We start from the raw sequence: 14,272 nt of genomic DNA on the forward strand, positions 1-14,272 counted from the left end.
CACAGACGGTTCGACTGCCAGTACTATTTTTACCGCCCACGGGAATCTCCGGGCGTGTCCTCCGCAGACCCTCCGCGCTCGCCGGGTACACTCGCCGTGAGCGCTAAGGAAACCGGTCAGTCGCTGTACGAACGGGCGTACAACACCCTGCTGACGGGCGTGGCGATTATGATTCCCATCGTCATCACGCTGTACGTCCTGCGCGTCGGCATCGACTTCGTCAGAAACGCCCTCGAACCGTTCATCGAACTCCTGCGCTGGGCGGGCGTCATCAGCCGCTTCGAGAGCGTCGAGTTCATCAGCCTCCTCATCGACCTCGGCGTCTACTCGTTCGTCGTCGACTTCTTCACCGAGTTGGTCGCGCTGTTGGTCCTCTTCGCAATCGTCGCAGTCGTGGGAACCGTCGGTCGCAACCAGTACGGCGAGAAGATAATCGGCGTGTTCGACCTCGTGGTCTCGTCGATTCCGGGCGTCGGCACGGTGTACAAGAGCTTCCGCCGCATGGGCGACGTGGTCCTCGACGAGGGGGCCGACGAGTTCCAGGACGTGAAACTCGTCCAGTGTTTCGACGACGACGTGTACGTGCTGGGCTTCCAGACGGGGGGGTCGCCAGCGACCATCGAACAGTCGACCGGCCACAAGGAGATGGTCTCGATGTTCCTCCCGCTCGCACCGAACCCCGTCACCGGCGGCTTGCTCACCTACATCCCCGCCGACGACGTGTACGACATCGACATGACCGTCGAGGAGGGCATCCGGAGCATCCTCACGAGCGGCGTCGCCACCGACGAGGACGAGGACGCCCTCGGCGTGAACATGTCCGAACTCCGCGGCACCGAACGGTTACAGGACATCCGCGAGTCGATGATTACGACCGACGAGAAGCGAGACGACGACTGACCGCAGCGCAGTCGGACGGAGGCGAGTCGCGTTTCCGAGGTCGGCTCCGGGCGGTTCGCCGCCGCTGCCTCCGAACTCGCTCGACAGGATACCGAGGAGGTCGGTCGGCCAACTGACGACCGCGCAGACGACCATCACGCCGACCGCGGCCGGATAACCCCAGACGGTGACCGCGTCGAGCACGAAGTCGAGAGCGACGAAGCCCGAGCGGATGACGGCACCGCTGACGGCCGCCGCGACGGCCAACAGCTGCCGGAAAAAAGCGCGCTCGCCGGCGACTTCGGAGACCAGAATGTGGCCAGAGGCCCCGGTAGTGGTGGTGGGTCTACGGAAGGAACACCGAGGCCCAGCTATCCTGACCAGATAGATATCTGTTAGGTGAGCCTAAATACGTATCGGAAATTGTGGATATTCGCCGTTCACGCCGCCACGAGCGCCTAAAACGGCGTTTTAGTCACGGTGGCGCACGCCGAAACTGGAAACCGCGTCCGGACCGAGCGCACCGCAGGCGTCGCAACCGCGGAGCCGACACGGCCTGCGCCGACCGAGGTATTTTTTATTGACACGTCCGATACCGGAGGTATGGTCCCCCAGTCACCGACGGGCATCGAACCGATTCCGAGTATCGAAGGCCGCCCCGTGTACACCGCCTCGGGCGAGCGATTGGGCGAGGCCGTCGACCTCTGTGTCGACCTCGACGCCGACCGCGTGACCGCGCTTCTCGTCTCCGTCGAAGACCCCCCGGAAGGGTTGGAAGTCGGCCCGCGCGGCGTCCGAGTGCCGTTCAAGTGGATACGGGGGATGGCCGACATCGTCGTCCTGACGGGTGACCCGGCGCTCGAAGCCGCCGACTGACCGCGGCGACTTCGCTCGACTGGCCGCTCCGTCGGACAACGTTGATATACTCCGAACGACGACTGTACGGCGGGCAGTCGAGTGAGTCAGGATGTGGACAGCACGATTGCCCAATCACGCCTATCCGTCCCGCCCGGTTGCCTCTGACGGGCGGCCGATGGTCCGGCGATTCGACCGCGGGCTGTGAGCACGCAGCTCGCGGCGACGCCGCGAGGCGGTCGCGAAAAACTGTTGTAGATACGTTGATACGAGTGGACCGAGTAGGCGGCGTATGAGTCTCTACGAGTCGATTCATCAGTTCGTCGGCGAGCGCGAGACGCTCCGGTCGGTGAGCCACTACGAGGAGATGACGGTGCTCCTGACCGAGACGCGACTCGTCCAGATTCGACACGACGGCGAGCAGGCGAACCCCGAGGAGGTCCGGGAGGTACGGACGATACAGCTCAACCGCCCCGTCTTCGCCGGCTGTTCCGTCGAACTCGAACCGGAGCGGACCACCGTCGGCTTCCACGACAGCACCGGCGAGACGGTTCGACTGGTCACGCTTCCCGCCCGCGACTTCGAGTTCGCGGCGACGTTTTCGGCCGTCGTCGGAGACGCCGAAGTCGGCGCACCGCTCGCCGGAGACTGATTCGAGCGACGCGACGGGAGGAGTGGGGAGAACGACGACGACATCCGATTTAGTGACAACCTATTTATGTTAAGGCAATGAACGGTCAGGTGACGTGGAACACAGTCGCTGTGCCTACGAGCACGTCTTCGACGCCGCCGACGAGACGGGTGCCGACGGGTCGTCGTCGGTGTGGCGGTGTCCGCATCCCGCGAGCGACGGCTCCGCCCGCTGTCTGTTCCACCGCCCCGTCGAAGAAACGCGACCCGCGGCCGTCACCGAGGCGCTCCGCGAGGCGGTCACCGACGACGGGCGGCCCTCGGCGTTCGTCGGCGCGACGTTCGAACGCGTCGACCTCGCGGGGATGACGCTCCCGCCCGACGCGCGGCTGGACTTCCGCGGCGCGATGGTGAAATCGGATATCGACCTCCGGGATGCGACGCTCGACGGCGCGCTCCGACTCGACCGCGTCTCGGTCGGCGGCGCGGTGTGCATGCAGCGCTTCGACGCCACCGGAGCGGTCAGCTGTCGCCACCTGCAAGTCGGTGACCGCTGGGTGCTCTGCGAGGCCGAACTGAGCGGGCGCTTCGACGCGACCGGCTTCAGTGCGGGGTCCGTCGTGGCGACCGAGGCGCGCTTCGAGGGCGGAGCGACGTTCAGGAAAGGCGTCGTCGACGACGACGTGTCGCTCGCGAAATCGAGGTTCGGCGGGCCGGCGTGGTTCTCCCACACCCGACTGGGCGGCCGCCTCGACCTCGGAAACGCCGCGTTCGACCACCGGCTCTCGCTGGCGCACTGCCGCATCCGCGGGGGCGTCGTGGCCGCGTCGGCGACCGTCGAGGGCGGACTCTCGCTCGAACACGTGGTCGTCGACGGCGAACTCAACGCGACTCGGCTCACGGTTGGCGGCGGTATCGACGCGACGACCGCCGCCTTCGGCGGCCGGGTCGACTGCGCGGGGCTGACCGCCCGCGACGGCCCCGTCGACTTCACGCACAGCGCGTTCGACGGGCCGGTCTACTTCGACAACGCGACCGTCGAAGGCCGGGCGCTCCGCTTCCGGAACGCCCGGTTCGGGTCGGGACCGGCGTCGTTCGTCCGCGCGGCCGTCGACGGGGAGTTCGACCTCTCCGACGCGGTCTGTTCGGCCGACTCGCCCGTGCGACTGGTCGAAACCACGGTCGACGGGTGCGTCATCTGCGACCACGCGCGCTTCGGTGACGAGCTATTCTGCTCCGGCGTCCGCGTCGGACGCGACGTCGACTTCTCCGACTGCACCGTCGGGACGCTCACGTTCGGCGTCGAAATCGAGGGGCGACTGGATTTCGCGTACACGCACGTGACCGACGCCGCGGCCTTCGGTGACACCGTCGTCCACGGTCCCGCCCGATTCACGAGCGCCCGGTTCGACGCGGACCCCTCGCTCACCGAGGCGGCCCTCGGCGACACGGTCGCGGCCTACGACATCTCCGTCGAGCCCGCCGGCGGGTCGTGACGTGAGTCGAGTCGGGGCGAGTCGAGTCGAGTCGAACGCCCGGCCGCGGTTCGACCCGAGTCCGGCGAACATTATATGTCGCGCGGGGGAATGGTCTGAGGTATGTCGAGTGACGGGCAGAACACCCTCATCGCCCTCTACCGACGGTACGTCGACGCCGACCCCGACGAGACAACCGTCTACGCGGGCTTCGCACTGTTCTTTACGGCTATCGGACTGCTCGCCGTCGCGCTCGCGGCGGTCGTGTGGAGCGGCGGCATCCCGCCCGAGAACATCTTCAAGTACGAACTCCGCGAGGTCGCGGGCGTCACCGGTGCGCTCGGGATTCCCCTCCTCCTCGCCTCGGTCGTGGTCTTGCTTCCCTCGCAGTACCGGTTTCCGAAGCTCCTCGCGGGCGCGGGGCTGCTCGTCTGTGCGGTCGCCGTCGTCCAGTTCGTCGGCGCGTACCCCCACAACTGGAACGTCTCCGCGAGCGCCGACCAGAGCGGCCGCATCGTCGGCATCTACTCGCTCGGCGCGGTGGCGGTCGTCGCCGCCAGCGGCACGTCGCTCGTCGGCTTCCAACTCGCCCGCGCGAGGACGAGCGCCCCCGCCGCGGCCGGGAGCGACGCAGAAGCCGACGCGACCGACGAGGAAGAAGAGGAGGCCGTCTCCGCGCAGGTTCGCCGCGACATGGACGAGGCGCTGTCGAACACCGAACTGTCGTGGGGCGGCGTCCGCAAGACCGAGACCACCCGCCTGAAGCTCGACACCTCCGCCGTCGACGACGCGGACCGCGCGAGCTTCGAGAACGCGAAGGCGACCGAGACGCGCGGCGGCGGCGTCGACGACGCGGTCGCGGGGCTCCAGGGACTTCGCGGCGGGAAGAAGGACACGGCGGTCGGTGACAGCACGGACGACCAGACCGCCGCGCTGGCCGAGTTACGGAAACAACAGCAGGCGGAGGCCGAACGCGAGGACGCCGAGGGGCTGGTCGACCGGATTCGCGGGCTGTTCTCCTGAGGCGTCGCGGGCCGGCGGGCGGGGACTGACGCGGCGTCGATCAGGGAGTGACGCGACGGTGGTTCGGCGTCGGTCCCGGCCGAACCGAATCGCAAACGCGCATACAGATTTATGCGACAGCCCTACGACGCGTGAGGTATGGCGAAAGGCCTTGACGTAGGAACCATGAACATCCTGTCCGCGAGTCAGGATGGGAGTGAGACCGTATTTGTCCAGCAGCGCAACTCGTTCGTCGAAATCGATTACAGCGACATGGCGGAGCAGATGCTCTCGCGAAGCGACGTGCTCCACATCCGCAAGGACGACAAGGTGTACGTCGTCGGCGACGACGCGCTCAACTTCGCGAACATCTTCGGCAAGGAGACGCGACGGCCGATGCAACACGGCATCCTCTCCAGCGAGGAGTCCTCCGCGATTCCGATGATTAAGCTCATCATCGAGCAGGTCGTCGGCTCGCCCTCCCGGCCGAACGAGCGCCTGTTTTATTCGAGTCCGGCGGACCCCATCGACTCCGACCTCTCGACGCTGTATCACGACAAGACGCTCGAATCGATGCTCGGCGACATGGGCTACGACCCCGAACCCATCAACGAGGGGATGGCGGTCATTTACAGCGAACTCGCCGACAACAACTTCACCGGCCTCGGCGTCTCGTTCGGCGCGGGGATGACGAACATCTGCCTGGCGTACTACGCGGTGCCGGTCATGCAGTTCTCCATCGCCCGCGGCGGCGACTGGATAGACCAACAGACCGCCCAGGCCACCGGGACGGCCGTCGACAAGGTCACGTCCATCAAGGAAGACGACTTCCAGCTCGACTTCCGCACGGACGTCGGCGGCGTCGAGGGCGCGCTGTCGATTTACTACGAGAACCTCCTCGACTACGTCATCGAGAACATCGAACGCGAGGTCGACGAGGAAGACATCGAGGAGGGCCTCGACGTGCCCGTCGTCGTCACCGGCGGCACCTCCAGCCCCGAGGGCTTCGAGGAGCTGTTCGAACACCACCTCGAAGACTCGACGATTCCGTTCTCGGTCAACGAGGTCCGGAGCATCGACCGCCCCCTGTACAGCGTCGCCCGCGGGTCGCTCGTCGCCGCCCGCTCCGAAGAGGAATCCGACGGGGGCGCCTCCGACCCCGAACCGGAAGCCGAAGCCGCGCCGGAATCGAACTGAGCGCCGGCCCGAGCTGACACACCGGCCGGACAGTACGTCACGACCGAGGTCGACGCGCCGCCGGCGACGCGCGAGCGCGCGTCACTCGTCGCCCGCGCGGTCAGCGCGGTCCCCGCGGTCGCCGTCCTCCCCGTTTTTCAGTTGCGAGTCACTGGGCTCGCGGTCGGTGGCTTCGTCGTCGCCCTCGTCGTCACCGGCAGCAGCCACGTCTTCAGTCGTGTCGCCGCCCCCGTGTTCGGCTTCGGCGTCGTCCGCCGCGTCGGTCGCATCGTCCGCCGGGTGCTGCGTCTCATCGTCCTCCGCGCCGGCTCCGTTGCGCTCGGCTTCGACCGCGGTGTCGCCGTCGGTTGCCTCGCCGCTGTCGGCTCCGCCGGTACCGCCCGCGCCGTCGTCCCGCTCGCGCGCCTCGCGGAGCGCCCGCTCGTGGAAGCGAGCGATGGCGTCGTCCCACGACTCTCGGCTCGGCGCGTCGCGCTCGTGGACGGTCTCGACGCCGACGAAGCCGCAGCGCTCGCAGTAGCGCGCCGCGCGACCGTCGAACGAGAGCGTCGAGAGTGGCTGTGAACACCGCGGACAAGTCATGCAGTTTGCCGATGATTCTCGCCCGGGTCGTATAGAACTACCCCGTCCCCGGCGGCGCGTTCGACTCGGTGTGGCAGGCAACTAACAGAAGATTCACCACTGATGACGTGTCAAAGAGAGACGATGAAGGTCCTTTGCTTCGGAATGGGACAAGCGGGTGGGAACGTCCTCGACGCCCTCCTCCGGTACGAACAGCGCACGAACGCCGATTACGTCGTCGACGCGGTCGCGTACAACACCGCGTCGGCGGACCTCCACGGCCTCGACCTCGTTCCCGAGGAAAACCGCATTCTCTTCGGCGCGGACGAGGTGAGCGGTCACGGCGTCGGCGCGGACAATGAACTCGCCGCCGAACTCGCCGAGCGCGACAGCCGACAGCTTCTGCGGGGCACCGACGGCGCGCCGACTTCCACGGCCGACGCGTTTCTCATCTTCGCGGGCCTCGGCGGCGGGACGGGCAGCGGCGCGGCCCCCGTGCTCGCAAAGCATCTCAACCGCATCTACGAACAGCCCATCTACGGCGTCGGCATCCTCCCCGCCGCCGACGAGGGCGCGCTGTACTCGCGCAACGCCGCGCGGTCGCTCAGGGCGTTCGTAGACGTGACCGACCACGTCTTCGCGTTCGACAACGGGGCGTGGGCCGAAAGCGGCGAGGACGTCGCGCAGGCCCACGACACGATGAACGAGGAGCTCGTTCGACGCCTCGGCATCCTCTTCGCCTCGGGCGAGGTGGCCGAGTCGGGGACGGTCGCCGAGAGCGTCGTCGACTCTTCGGAGGTCATCAACACCCTCCGCGGCGGCGGCATCTCGACGATCGGCTACGCGGCGAGCGAACTCCCCGAGAGCGACGGCGGCGGCGGGTTCAGCATCAAGGGACTCTTGGGCGGGGATTCGTCGTCGACGGACGAACTCGACTCCATCAACCGCATCACGACCCAGACGCGGAAGGCTGTGCTCGGACAGCTCACCCTCCCGTGCGACGTCGACTCCGCCTCCCGCGGGCTGGTCGTCGTCAGCGGCCCGCCCGAGTGGCTCAACCGGAAGGCCGTCGAGCGGAGTCGGACGTGGGTCGAAGAACAGACCGGGAGCATGGAGGTCCGCGGGGGCGACTACCCGCTTTCGGAGTCGAACCACGTCGGCGTGCTGGTCCTCCTCGGCGACGTGTCGCGGAGCGACCGCGTGGCCGAAATTCGGTCGACCGCCGTCGAGGCCGAGCAGAACCGCCGCGAACGGAGCGCGAGCGACGCCGCCGACCGCGAGGACGGAACGGAGGCCGTCGTCGACGACCGCCTCGACTCGCTGTTCTGACCCGACCGCCTCGACGATAGCCCCCGCCGGTCCCGCGGTCCGACGCCGAGCGCGACCGCCGTCGGCGTCCGGCGTGGACTCGGGTCGGAGAAACTGTCAAATACCCTCTCGACGAACAGTCGAATGCGTGTCCGAGACTAGCATAGCGGCGACGCCGCGCATCCTCGCCTACGGCCCGCAGCCCGAGGGGTTGGGGGCGAGAGAGCGCGACGTGAACGTCGAGTTCGTAGGGTCGAGTCGGGAGTTGTTCGAGCGATTGACCGAGAGACCGGTGCATCTGGTTATCTGCCTCCACGCCCCGCCGGCGTTCGAGGGCATCGAAGCGGTCAAAGGTATCCGTCGGTTCGACGCGACAGTGCCGGTGGTGTTGGCGTCGCGGGTCCAAAACACGATGCTCAGCCTGCAAGCGATACAGTCGCAGGTCACCTGGAGCGTCGGCCTCGCGGGCGACGAGTCCGTCGAGGAGGCGCTGTCCGACCTCGTCGTCGACGCGAGCGAGTGGTTAGAGAAGCAGGCAGCGTAGCGAACCCCGGTCCGGCGAACCCCGCCCGAAGGCGAACCGCGGTCAGTCGTCGGTCGTCGGGAACTCGAAGGGACGCCGCGACTCTCCTGCGCCCTCCACGGCGTCCGCGTCGTCGGGAGTCGACACCCGCTTGAGTTCGTTCCGTACGGCCACAACCGCTCGAACAGTCGGCCGAACTCGTCGTCCGCGTCGTCCGAGAGGTCGCGAACGAATTCCACGGGGGCTCTTCGGCGCGGTCGACGCGAGCGGTGGCCCGGTCGAAGGTGTCGTTAATACGATGGGTGGAAAAAGGTCCCGCCGTATCGCAGGCTACGTTACCGAGTACCGTAGTCGTTTCATCTTGTATAACACCATTACACTCATTACACCAACCCCGATACTGTCCTCTGGGCTGACAATCAGAATGATTTATATATCCGAAGTGGTTGTACTCAATTGGATGCAACACCGTACAGAGTAACCCCTCGGACGCATCCACATGACCGAACTCATCCCCCCTTCCCCCCTTCCCCATTAGGTTCGGTCACCCCTTTACGGGGCGCGACTACTGACTCTCACTAACGACTGTGCTGTTGTGTCTCTCCAGAGAGCGTCGGTGACGTCGAACGGCCGGGCGCGAACGAGGTGCTTCGAATCCGGCGGGAGTCGTCCCGGATAGCTGTCATATGAATCACTCGGACGGGTCGAGTCGAGCCCGCCGCCACCGCCGGCGTTGGTCGACACCAAACCGGTCGGTCTGCCACGGAGTGGGCAGGGAGAGGGAAGTGCCGACTCGCGGTGGTCGAGCGAGATATCCGAACCGCCGCCGAACGAGAGAACACAGGTGAGAGGGCGAATTTCGGAGTGTAGTAGTGTTTTAGATGTACAACACTATTGAGATGCAGGGGTCGAGTCAAGAGTATCGAGATAGAGTGTTATCTACCGCATTCATGATACTATTCGAGTTATATAGGCATATTAGAATATATTCTACTAATATAATCAGAAAACAAGCATTCAGGTTTGGTGAATAAATTTTTATATATGGCGAGGTTGTCCACGGTCGTGTTCCTTATCCACATTTCTTCAAGACTGAACAAGCGTTCGCTCCGGAAACGACACCCCAGTCGACGCCGCGGGCGACGTACCTACTTGCCGTACCTGATGCCGTCTTCGACCAGTCTGAGGTTCCGTTCGCGGTCGATGTGGGGTTTCAGCCAGTCGTACTCCTCGATTTGGAGGATGAGGTCCGCTTGGAGGTTCCGCCACGCGATGGCGTAGATGGGCGACTGCCCCCACGCGCGGAGTTCGGGGATGAACTCGTCGTAGCGCTCGTAGTGGCCTTCCAGGCGTTCGAGCGCGTCGACGACGTAGCCGGCGGCCTCGGATTCCGTGTCGGCGTCCTCGATTGCGCGGTTCAGTCGCGTTTCGAGTCCCTCGACGGCGCGCTGCATGTCCTGTGCCGCCGTGCCGTCCGCCTCCGGCAGCGAGTCGATGATGGGCTTCGGAACGCCGAGCGAGAGTGGTTCGATAGCCATACTTCGAACTGGGCGGCAAAGCGGCAAAAAGGCGGCGACGGTCGCAGCACAGCGCGGTGACTCCCGACGCCACGGCCCCGTCGACAACGCGGGGCTGAGCGGCGTTGCCACTCCGCGCGAGGAACAGCGCGCCGGGGTGCCTCCGAAGGCCGTCCCGACCTTCGGTTGCGGCGCGTCGCTCCTGTTAGGCGTTCGCCTCGTCGGTCCGCGCCCTGAGTTCGGACTCGACGAGCGCGTCGAAGTCGACGCCGTCGGCTCGGTACTGGTCGCGGTTGTCGAGGACGACCAGCCCCTTGTCGGTGATTTCGTACAGCCCGGAGTTCGGCGCGGGCCCGACTCGCGCCAACAGGCCGTAGTCCGCGAGAATCGGCAGTCGCGTGTTGATGTACGAGCGGTTCTTATCGAGGATATACGAGAGGTTCACGGCGGTGTTTCGCCTCCGATCTGAAAGCGCTTCGAGGATGTCGAAGTCAGTTGGGACGGCCAACTTCATACACGGTTGTTCGTAGCCGCTGTTAAATAAACAACTTATGTGGGAGGGCGTCCGGTCGGGCTCGCGCGGCGAGGAACAACAACGCGGCGGTCTCGGGTCGAGTTACCGGTGGTCGAGCGCGTCGCGCGCGAGGCGTAAGTCCTCGAGAATTCGCGTGTGTCGGTCGATTGCGTCGTCGATGTGACGCGCCGTCACCGCCGCGTCGAAACCGGCGTCACCGTGGTACTGCGACTGCAACAGATGCGATTCTAAGGCCCGCGAGGTCGAATCGCTCGCCGCCAACAGCGCATGGGTAATCATCCAGTCTACCGCCCCCTCGTCGGGAAGCTCGTCGAACTCCGGTCGTTCTCCCTCCTGTCGTTCTGCCATCATTGCCCACGTTGGGCCGTGATGCTACTTAAAGTTGTAGTGGCATGATATTTCCGCCATATACCGGTGCATAGAAAACCGGGTAACGGCCCATTTAGCGGCGTTCAAAGGCTGATTAACCATCAGAATCAAAATATCAGAAAAAGGTGGTTTTGGGAATTGCCTCGGCGTGTCAGACGGTTTTGGGTCCGGTCGGGTCACGTTCGGTCGGGTCGGAGACCTCTCGTCCAAACCGGGGCCGAATTACCGCTCTTCGACGTGGCGGATTTCGACGCCGATGCCGCGCGTGGACTCGACCAGTTCGCGGCCGCCCATCTCCGCGCGGCCGATGGCGAACGCCTTCGGCCCCTCGACGACGACTTCGTCGCCCGGACGGATGTCTTCGTCGGCGTCGACGACGCCCGGCGCGAGGACCGAGCCGTGGGGAACGAAGCCGTCGATTTCGACCGTCTTCGTCGGCGCGTCGCTGTCGCGCCACACCTTCGCACCTTCGAGCGTAAAGGAGAGCACGCCGTACTGCGGGACCATCGTCGCCAACTGCACGCCCGCATCGTTCCACACCTGAAGTTTGGGGTACCGACTCGTCATCTCCAACGCCACGTCCGAAAAGAGCGCGTCGCCCGCGTCCGGGCCGAGTTGGTAGTCCGCGAGGGCCTTCACGACGTTGTGCTCGCGCTCCTCGCGAGTGAACTTGGGTTCGCCGTCGAGCGTCCGCATCAGGTTGCCGATGGACTCCGTCGTCGTCGGGTGTTCGGAGACGGTGAACTCCACGTCGAGGTCCAAGTCGTCGGCGACGCGTTCGACGATGTCCGTGTACGCGCCCGGCGGGAGGTGCGCGATGATTCGCGGGTAGTCGTTGCGCTCCAGATAGCGCCGAAGCACCTCTGCGACGAACGACTTCTCGTCTTCCGACCAGTCGCCCGTGACGACCGAGTCGTAGTGCTGGGCGGGGTAGGTGAGTTCGAGTTCCTGCGGGACGACGCCGATGGGCGAAGTCATCGACACCATGTGTGCGCGGTACTGGACGGCCTCCTGGAACTGTCGGTGGCTCTGTGACTCGCTGTACGGCTTTTTGGCCGAACACGGCAGGAGCACGAGCGGGTTGTCGAAGCGGTTGCGGTAGCGCTTGGTCACGCGGTCGGCGAACCGCTGAATCTCCACGCGGTCGATTGACTCCTCGGACGCCGCGGTGAGTTCCGAGTCGCGGATAACGGGAACCCGCTGTTCCATGAAGCTGTACTGCTGGTCGAACCGGCGGAACAGGGCGGTCAACCACTGGTCGTGGCGGGCCTGCCCCTCGACGTAGTCCCGAAGCCGCCCGTCGCGGACGCGACGCCGGACCCGAGCGAGTTCGGCGCGCAGGGCGTTGGCGTTGTGGTCGGCCGCGTCGGCGCGGGTGAACTCGGAGGCCGGTTTGCGGCAGGCCTCGCAGGCGCAGGGGAGTTCGTCGAGGTCTTCGAGGAAGTACTCGCCGTCGCTCGTGAGGTAGAAGCCCTCCAACCCGCGGGCGCGGGCGAGTTTCTCGTCGACGAGGTCGACGCCGGCGTAGACGAGAAGCGAGACGTTCCGGGGCGTGGCGACGCCCGAGAGCATGAGCGCCGTGTCGGCGGGGAGGTTCTCCTTCGCCTCGATGACGTTGTCGCGGAAGGCGCGCGCGTGACCGACGAAGCCCTGCGCGTCGGAGAGGACGTAGGCGTCAGCGCCGAAATCGTCGGCCGTGTCGGCGGTGACGACGGCGGCCGACGGGAAGTCCACGTCGGGGTAGGCCACCGAAAACGACTCGCGCACCTCGTCGGCGCTCCCGGCGGGGAGCGAGCGGTGGGGGAGCACGGTCAGCACGTCGTCGGAGCCGTCGGGGAGTTCGCGCTCGGCCGCCCAGAGACTGCCGGCGTCCGCGAGCACGTCGTCCACGACCGCCGGCGTCGTCACCGAGTCGGAGAGCCGCAACTCCCCGATTCGGGCGGCGCCGTCGCGGGCGTGAACCTCGAAGTAATCGGTCATACCCGCTTTCGGCCCCCGATAGGCAATTAACTTGTCTTCTGCGGGCGCGCCCGGCGACCGAAACCGACCACTCGGCCTACACGACTTAGCCCCCGGGCCACGAAGTGACGGTATGGACGCCTCCGACCCCACCGGCCCGTGGTCACGCGCCCGCGTCGACGACTTCCTCGCCGCGTCGACCGTCCCGGTCCGGCTCTCGTGTCGCACCCCCGCGGACGACCTCTGGATGCTCTCGCTGTGGTACGAGTGGGACCCCGAAGCGACCGAACTTCGGTGTGCCACCTCTGCCGACGCCGACGTGGTGCGATTCCTCCGCGCCCGCGACGACGTGGCGTTCGAAATCTCGACCAACGACCCGCCGTATCGGGGCGTCCGCGGCCGGGGAACCGCGACCGTCGAACCCGACGCGGAGAAGGCAGTGCTGCGGCGACTCATCACGCGCTATCTCGGCGACACCGACTCGGAACTGGCGAAGCGATTGCTCTCGCCCGAGCGCGACGAGGTCGTGATTCGGATTCGACCCGAGCGGGTGCACACGTGGGACTACGCGGCGCGGATGCGTTCGTCGGAGTAGTCGGTGCTAGTGAACTCCCCGGTTACTGATTGCGTAGCGAAATCGGAGGATCTGTTGAAACCGCAGAAGATAACACGACCGGACGCTGTGCGGCCAATACAGTGTGTATGCAGTCGGGTCCAGTCAAGCAGTCGCGACTTGCGCGTGGTAATCACCCGTGGACATCCTGAACGCAGCGTGAAGTGGTTCTAAACTCCCCGTCCGGCGTGGTCGTGAACGTGAGTGCCATGTCGAGACCACACTGCATGACGTAAACCTCCAACAGTTCATTTTGGTGTGTTTCGACCACGTAGACAGTCGCCTGGCTTTCGTTCCAATCGTCGACAAACACCGTACTGTTGCCATTCGGAACGGTCGACACACGGTCCGAACGGACCGGGTCGTGGAGAGTGACGTTGGTGTAGTTCGCCTCGGTCCGTAGTTCCGCTCTCCGAACGAGTCTCTGGCGACCGTCCCCCGTGGTAACGTCGAAGCGAAGGTTCTCGGGGGTCTCGTGGGCGCTTTGGAAGACCGTGACCGAGTAGCTTGATTCTCGTTCGTTCTCGATGAGAACCTGTGACTCATCGTCGGAGAGCAGTGACGTACAACCGGCGACCAGTACGAGACCGGTCAAGAGACCGGCGAGAACGACTCTGCGGGAGGGCAGTCGCATCGACGTAATTTCGCTCTTCGTCTCGTATGCGCTTTGGGGTGCAACGACGAACCGACGTAGTTGAGAGACTCACCAGAACACAGCGGCTGTCTTGCAGGCAAGGGTAGAGCTGTCTGTTAGCTGGGCAGAACGCGGACGCTCTCCGACGTGTGACAGCGCAAAATAACCCCAAAGCGGGCCGCGTGCCGCGCGGGGGTGGCTTGTGGCCCGCGCGG

16 protein-coding genes are annotated in these 14,272 nt (G+C 65.6%); 9 read left to right on the forward strand and 7 right to left on the reverse strand.

The features are described 5' to 3' along the window. Positions 1-96 precede the first annotated feature (96 nt). On the forward strand, positions 97-900 hold the full coding sequence (locus DVK03_RS13115; RefSeq protein ID WP_004041905.1) for a DUF502 domain-containing protein: 804 nt from the start codon (positions 97-99) through the stop codon (positions 898-900). On the opposite strand, the gene DVK03_RS20625 is transcribed toward DVK03_RS13115, so the two are convergent. Beyond that, positions 844-1,146: a hypothetical protein gene (locus DVK03_RS20625; RefSeq protein WP_115803184.1), complete on the reverse strand. Its 303-nt coding sequence runs from the start codon at positions 1,144-1,146 to the stop codon at positions 844-846. The two genes, DVK03_RS13115 and DVK03_RS20625, sit on opposite strands and share 57 nt — an antisense overlap. 336 nt (positions 1,147-1,482) lie before the next feature. Here DVK03_RS20625 and DVK03_RS13125 point away from each other — a divergent pair, with 336 nt between their 5' ends. The 5 genes from DVK03_RS13125 to DVK03_RS13145 all read left to right on the forward strand — a co-directional run bounded on the left by DVK03_RS13125 (position 1,483) and on the right by DVK03_RS13145 (position 6,038). Continuing rightward, complete coding sequence (locus tag DVK03_RS13125) at positions 1,483-1,755, forward strand: PRC-barrel domain-containing protein (protein WP_004041903.1); 273 nt, start codon at positions 1,483-1,485, stop codon at positions 1,753-1,755. Between the two features lie 271 nt (positions 1,756-2,026). Beyond that, positions 2,027-2,386 carry a hypothetical protein gene (locus DVK03_RS13130; RefSeq protein WP_004062888.1) on the forward strand — a complete coding sequence of 120 codons (360 nt, stop codon included), beginning with the start codon at positions 2,027-2,029 and terminating at the stop codon, positions 2,384-2,386. Positions 2,387-2,480: 94 nt separating this feature from the next. Continuing rightward, positions 2,481-3,860: a pentapeptide repeat-containing protein gene (locus DVK03_RS13135; RefSeq protein ID WP_115803186.1), complete on the forward strand. Its 1,380-nt coding sequence runs from the start codon at positions 2,481-2,483 to the stop codon at positions 3,858-3,860. A gap of 102 nt (positions 3,861-3,962) precedes the next feature. Continuing rightward, entirely contained in the window at positions 3,963-4,862 is a 900-nt protein-coding gene (locus tag DVK03_RS13140) for a permease (protein ID WP_115803188.1), read from the forward strand. Between the two features lie 165 nt (positions 4,863-5,027). After that, complete coding sequence (locus tag DVK03_RS13145; protein ID WP_004041899.1) at positions 5,028-6,038, forward strand: cell division protein FtsA; 1,011 nt, start codon at positions 5,028-5,030, stop codon at positions 6,036-6,038. Between the two features lie 81 nt (positions 6,039-6,119). Here the strand turns inward: DVK03_RS13145 and DVK03_RS13150 are convergent, their stop codons facing one another. Continuing rightward, the gene (locus tag DVK03_RS13150; protein WP_115803190.1) at positions 6,120-6,620 is read right to left on the reverse strand and encodes a zinc finger domain-containing protein; all 501 of its coding nucleotides are present in this window, start codon (positions 6,618-6,620) and stop codon (positions 6,120-6,122) included. A 123-nt stretch (positions 6,621-6,743) separates the two neighbouring features. Here DVK03_RS13150 and DVK03_RS13155 point away from each other — a divergent pair, with 123 nt between their 5' ends. Together DVK03_RS13155 and DVK03_RS13160 are read left to right on the forward strand one after the other, a co-directional pair. After that, the gene (locus DVK03_RS13155; protein ID WP_233521791.1) at positions 6,744-7,928 is read left to right on the forward strand and encodes a tubulin/FtsZ family protein; all 1,185 of its coding nucleotides are present in this window, start codon (positions 6,744-6,746) and stop codon (positions 7,926-7,928) included. Positions 7,929-8,055: 127 nt separating this feature from the next. After that, positions 8,056-8,451: a response regulator gene (locus DVK03_RS13160; protein ID WP_004041896.1), complete on the forward strand. Its 396-nt coding sequence runs from the start codon at positions 8,056-8,058 to the stop codon at positions 8,449-8,451. Positions 8,452-9,578: 1,127 nt separating this feature from the next. On the opposite strand, the gene DVK03_RS13170 is transcribed toward DVK03_RS13160, so the two are convergent. From DVK03_RS13170 to arcS, 4 genes are all read right to left on the reverse strand, one after another. Beyond that, the gene (locus tag DVK03_RS13170) at positions 9,579-9,968 is read right to left on the reverse strand and encodes a hypothetical protein (RefSeq protein ID WP_004041895.1); all 390 of its coding nucleotides are present in this window, start codon (positions 9,966-9,968) and stop codon (positions 9,579-9,581) included. 184 nt (positions 9,969-10,152) lie between these two features. Continuing rightward, positions 10,153-10,461: a hypothetical protein gene (locus DVK03_RS13175; protein ID WP_004041894.1), complete on the reverse strand. Its 309-nt coding sequence runs from the start codon at positions 10,459-10,461 to the stop codon at positions 10,153-10,155. Between the two features lie 102 nt (positions 10,462-10,563). Next, complete coding sequence (locus DVK03_RS13180; protein ID WP_006601167.1) at positions 10,564-10,833, reverse strand: hypothetical protein; 270 nt, start codon at positions 10,831-10,833, stop codon at positions 10,564-10,566. A 240-nt stretch (positions 10,834-11,073) separates the two neighbouring features. Beyond that, complete coding sequence (arcS, locus tag DVK03_RS13185; RefSeq protein WP_004062895.1) at positions 11,074-12,831, reverse strand: archaeosine synthase; 1,758 nt, start codon at positions 12,829-12,831, stop codon at positions 11,074-11,076. A gap of 112 nt (positions 12,832-12,943) precedes the next feature. Between arcS and DVK03_RS13190 the strand changes: the two genes are divergently transcribed. Continuing rightward, the gene (locus tag DVK03_RS13190; protein ID WP_115803192.1) at positions 12,944-13,405 is read left to right on the forward strand and encodes a pyridoxamine 5'-phosphate oxidase family protein; all 462 of its coding nucleotides are present in this window, start codon (positions 12,944-12,946) and stop codon (positions 13,403-13,405) included. Positions 13,406-13,556: 151 nt separating this feature from the next. Here the strand turns inward: DVK03_RS13190 and DVK03_RS13195 are convergent, their stop codons facing one another. Then, positions 13,557-14,057: a hypothetical protein gene (locus DVK03_RS13195; RefSeq protein WP_004062897.1), complete on the reverse strand. Its 501-nt coding sequence runs from the start codon at positions 14,055-14,057 to the stop codon at positions 13,557-13,559. Between the last annotated feature and the right edge of the window lie 215 nt (positions 14,058-14,272).

This window comes from Haloferax sp. Atlit-109R (assembly GCF_003665865.1).
GTDB lineage: Archaea > Halobacteriota > Halobacteria > Halobacteriales > Haloferacaceae > Haloferax > Haloferax volcanii.

Coding starts and splice junctions, on each gene's coding strand:
- DVK03_RS13125 (WP_004041903.1), top strand. CDS start 1,483: ATGGTCCCCCAGTCACCGACGGGCATCGAACCGATTCCGAGTATCGAA.
- DVK03_RS13130 (WP_004062888.1), top strand. CDS start 2,027: ATGAGTCTCTACGAGTCGATTCATCAGTTCGTCGGCGAGCGCGAGACG.
- DVK03_RS13140 (WP_115803188.1), top strand. CDS start 3,963: ATGTCGAGTGACGGGCAGAACACCCTCATCGCCCTCTACCGACGGTAC.
- DVK03_RS13145 (WP_004041899.1), top strand. CDS start 5,028: ATGAACATCCTGTCCGCGAGTCAGGATGGGAGTGAGACCGTATTTGTC.
- DVK03_RS13150 (WP_115803190.1), bottom strand. CDS start 6,620: ATGACTTGTCCGCGGTGTTCACAGCCACTCTCGACGCTCTCGTTCGAC.
- DVK03_RS13155 (WP_233521791.1), top strand. CDS start 6,744: ATGAAGGTCCTTTGCTTCGGAATGGGACAAGCGGGTGGGAACGTCCTC.
- DVK03_RS13170 (WP_004041895.1), bottom strand. CDS start 9,968: ATGGCTATCGAACCACTCTCGCTCGGCGTTCCGAAGCCCATCATCGAC.
- DVK03_RS13175 (WP_004041894.1), bottom strand. CDS start 10,461: ATGAAGTTGGCCGTCCCAACTGACTTCGACATCCTCGAAGCGCTTTCA.
- DVK03_RS13180 (WP_006601167.1), bottom strand. CDS start 10,833: ATGATGGCAGAACGACAGGAGGGAGAACGACCGGAGTTCGACGAGCTT.
- arcS (WP_004062895.1), bottom strand. CDS start 12,831: ATGACCGATTACTTCGAGGTTCACGCCCGCGACGGCGCCGCCCGAATC.
- DVK03_RS13190 (WP_115803192.1), top strand. CDS start 12,944: ATGGACGCCTCCGACCCCACCGGCCCGTGGTCACGCGCCCGCGTCGAC.
- DVK03_RS13195 (WP_004062897.1), bottom strand. CDS start 14,057: ATGCGACTGCCCTCCCGCAGAGTCGTTCTCGCCGGTCTCTTGACCGGT.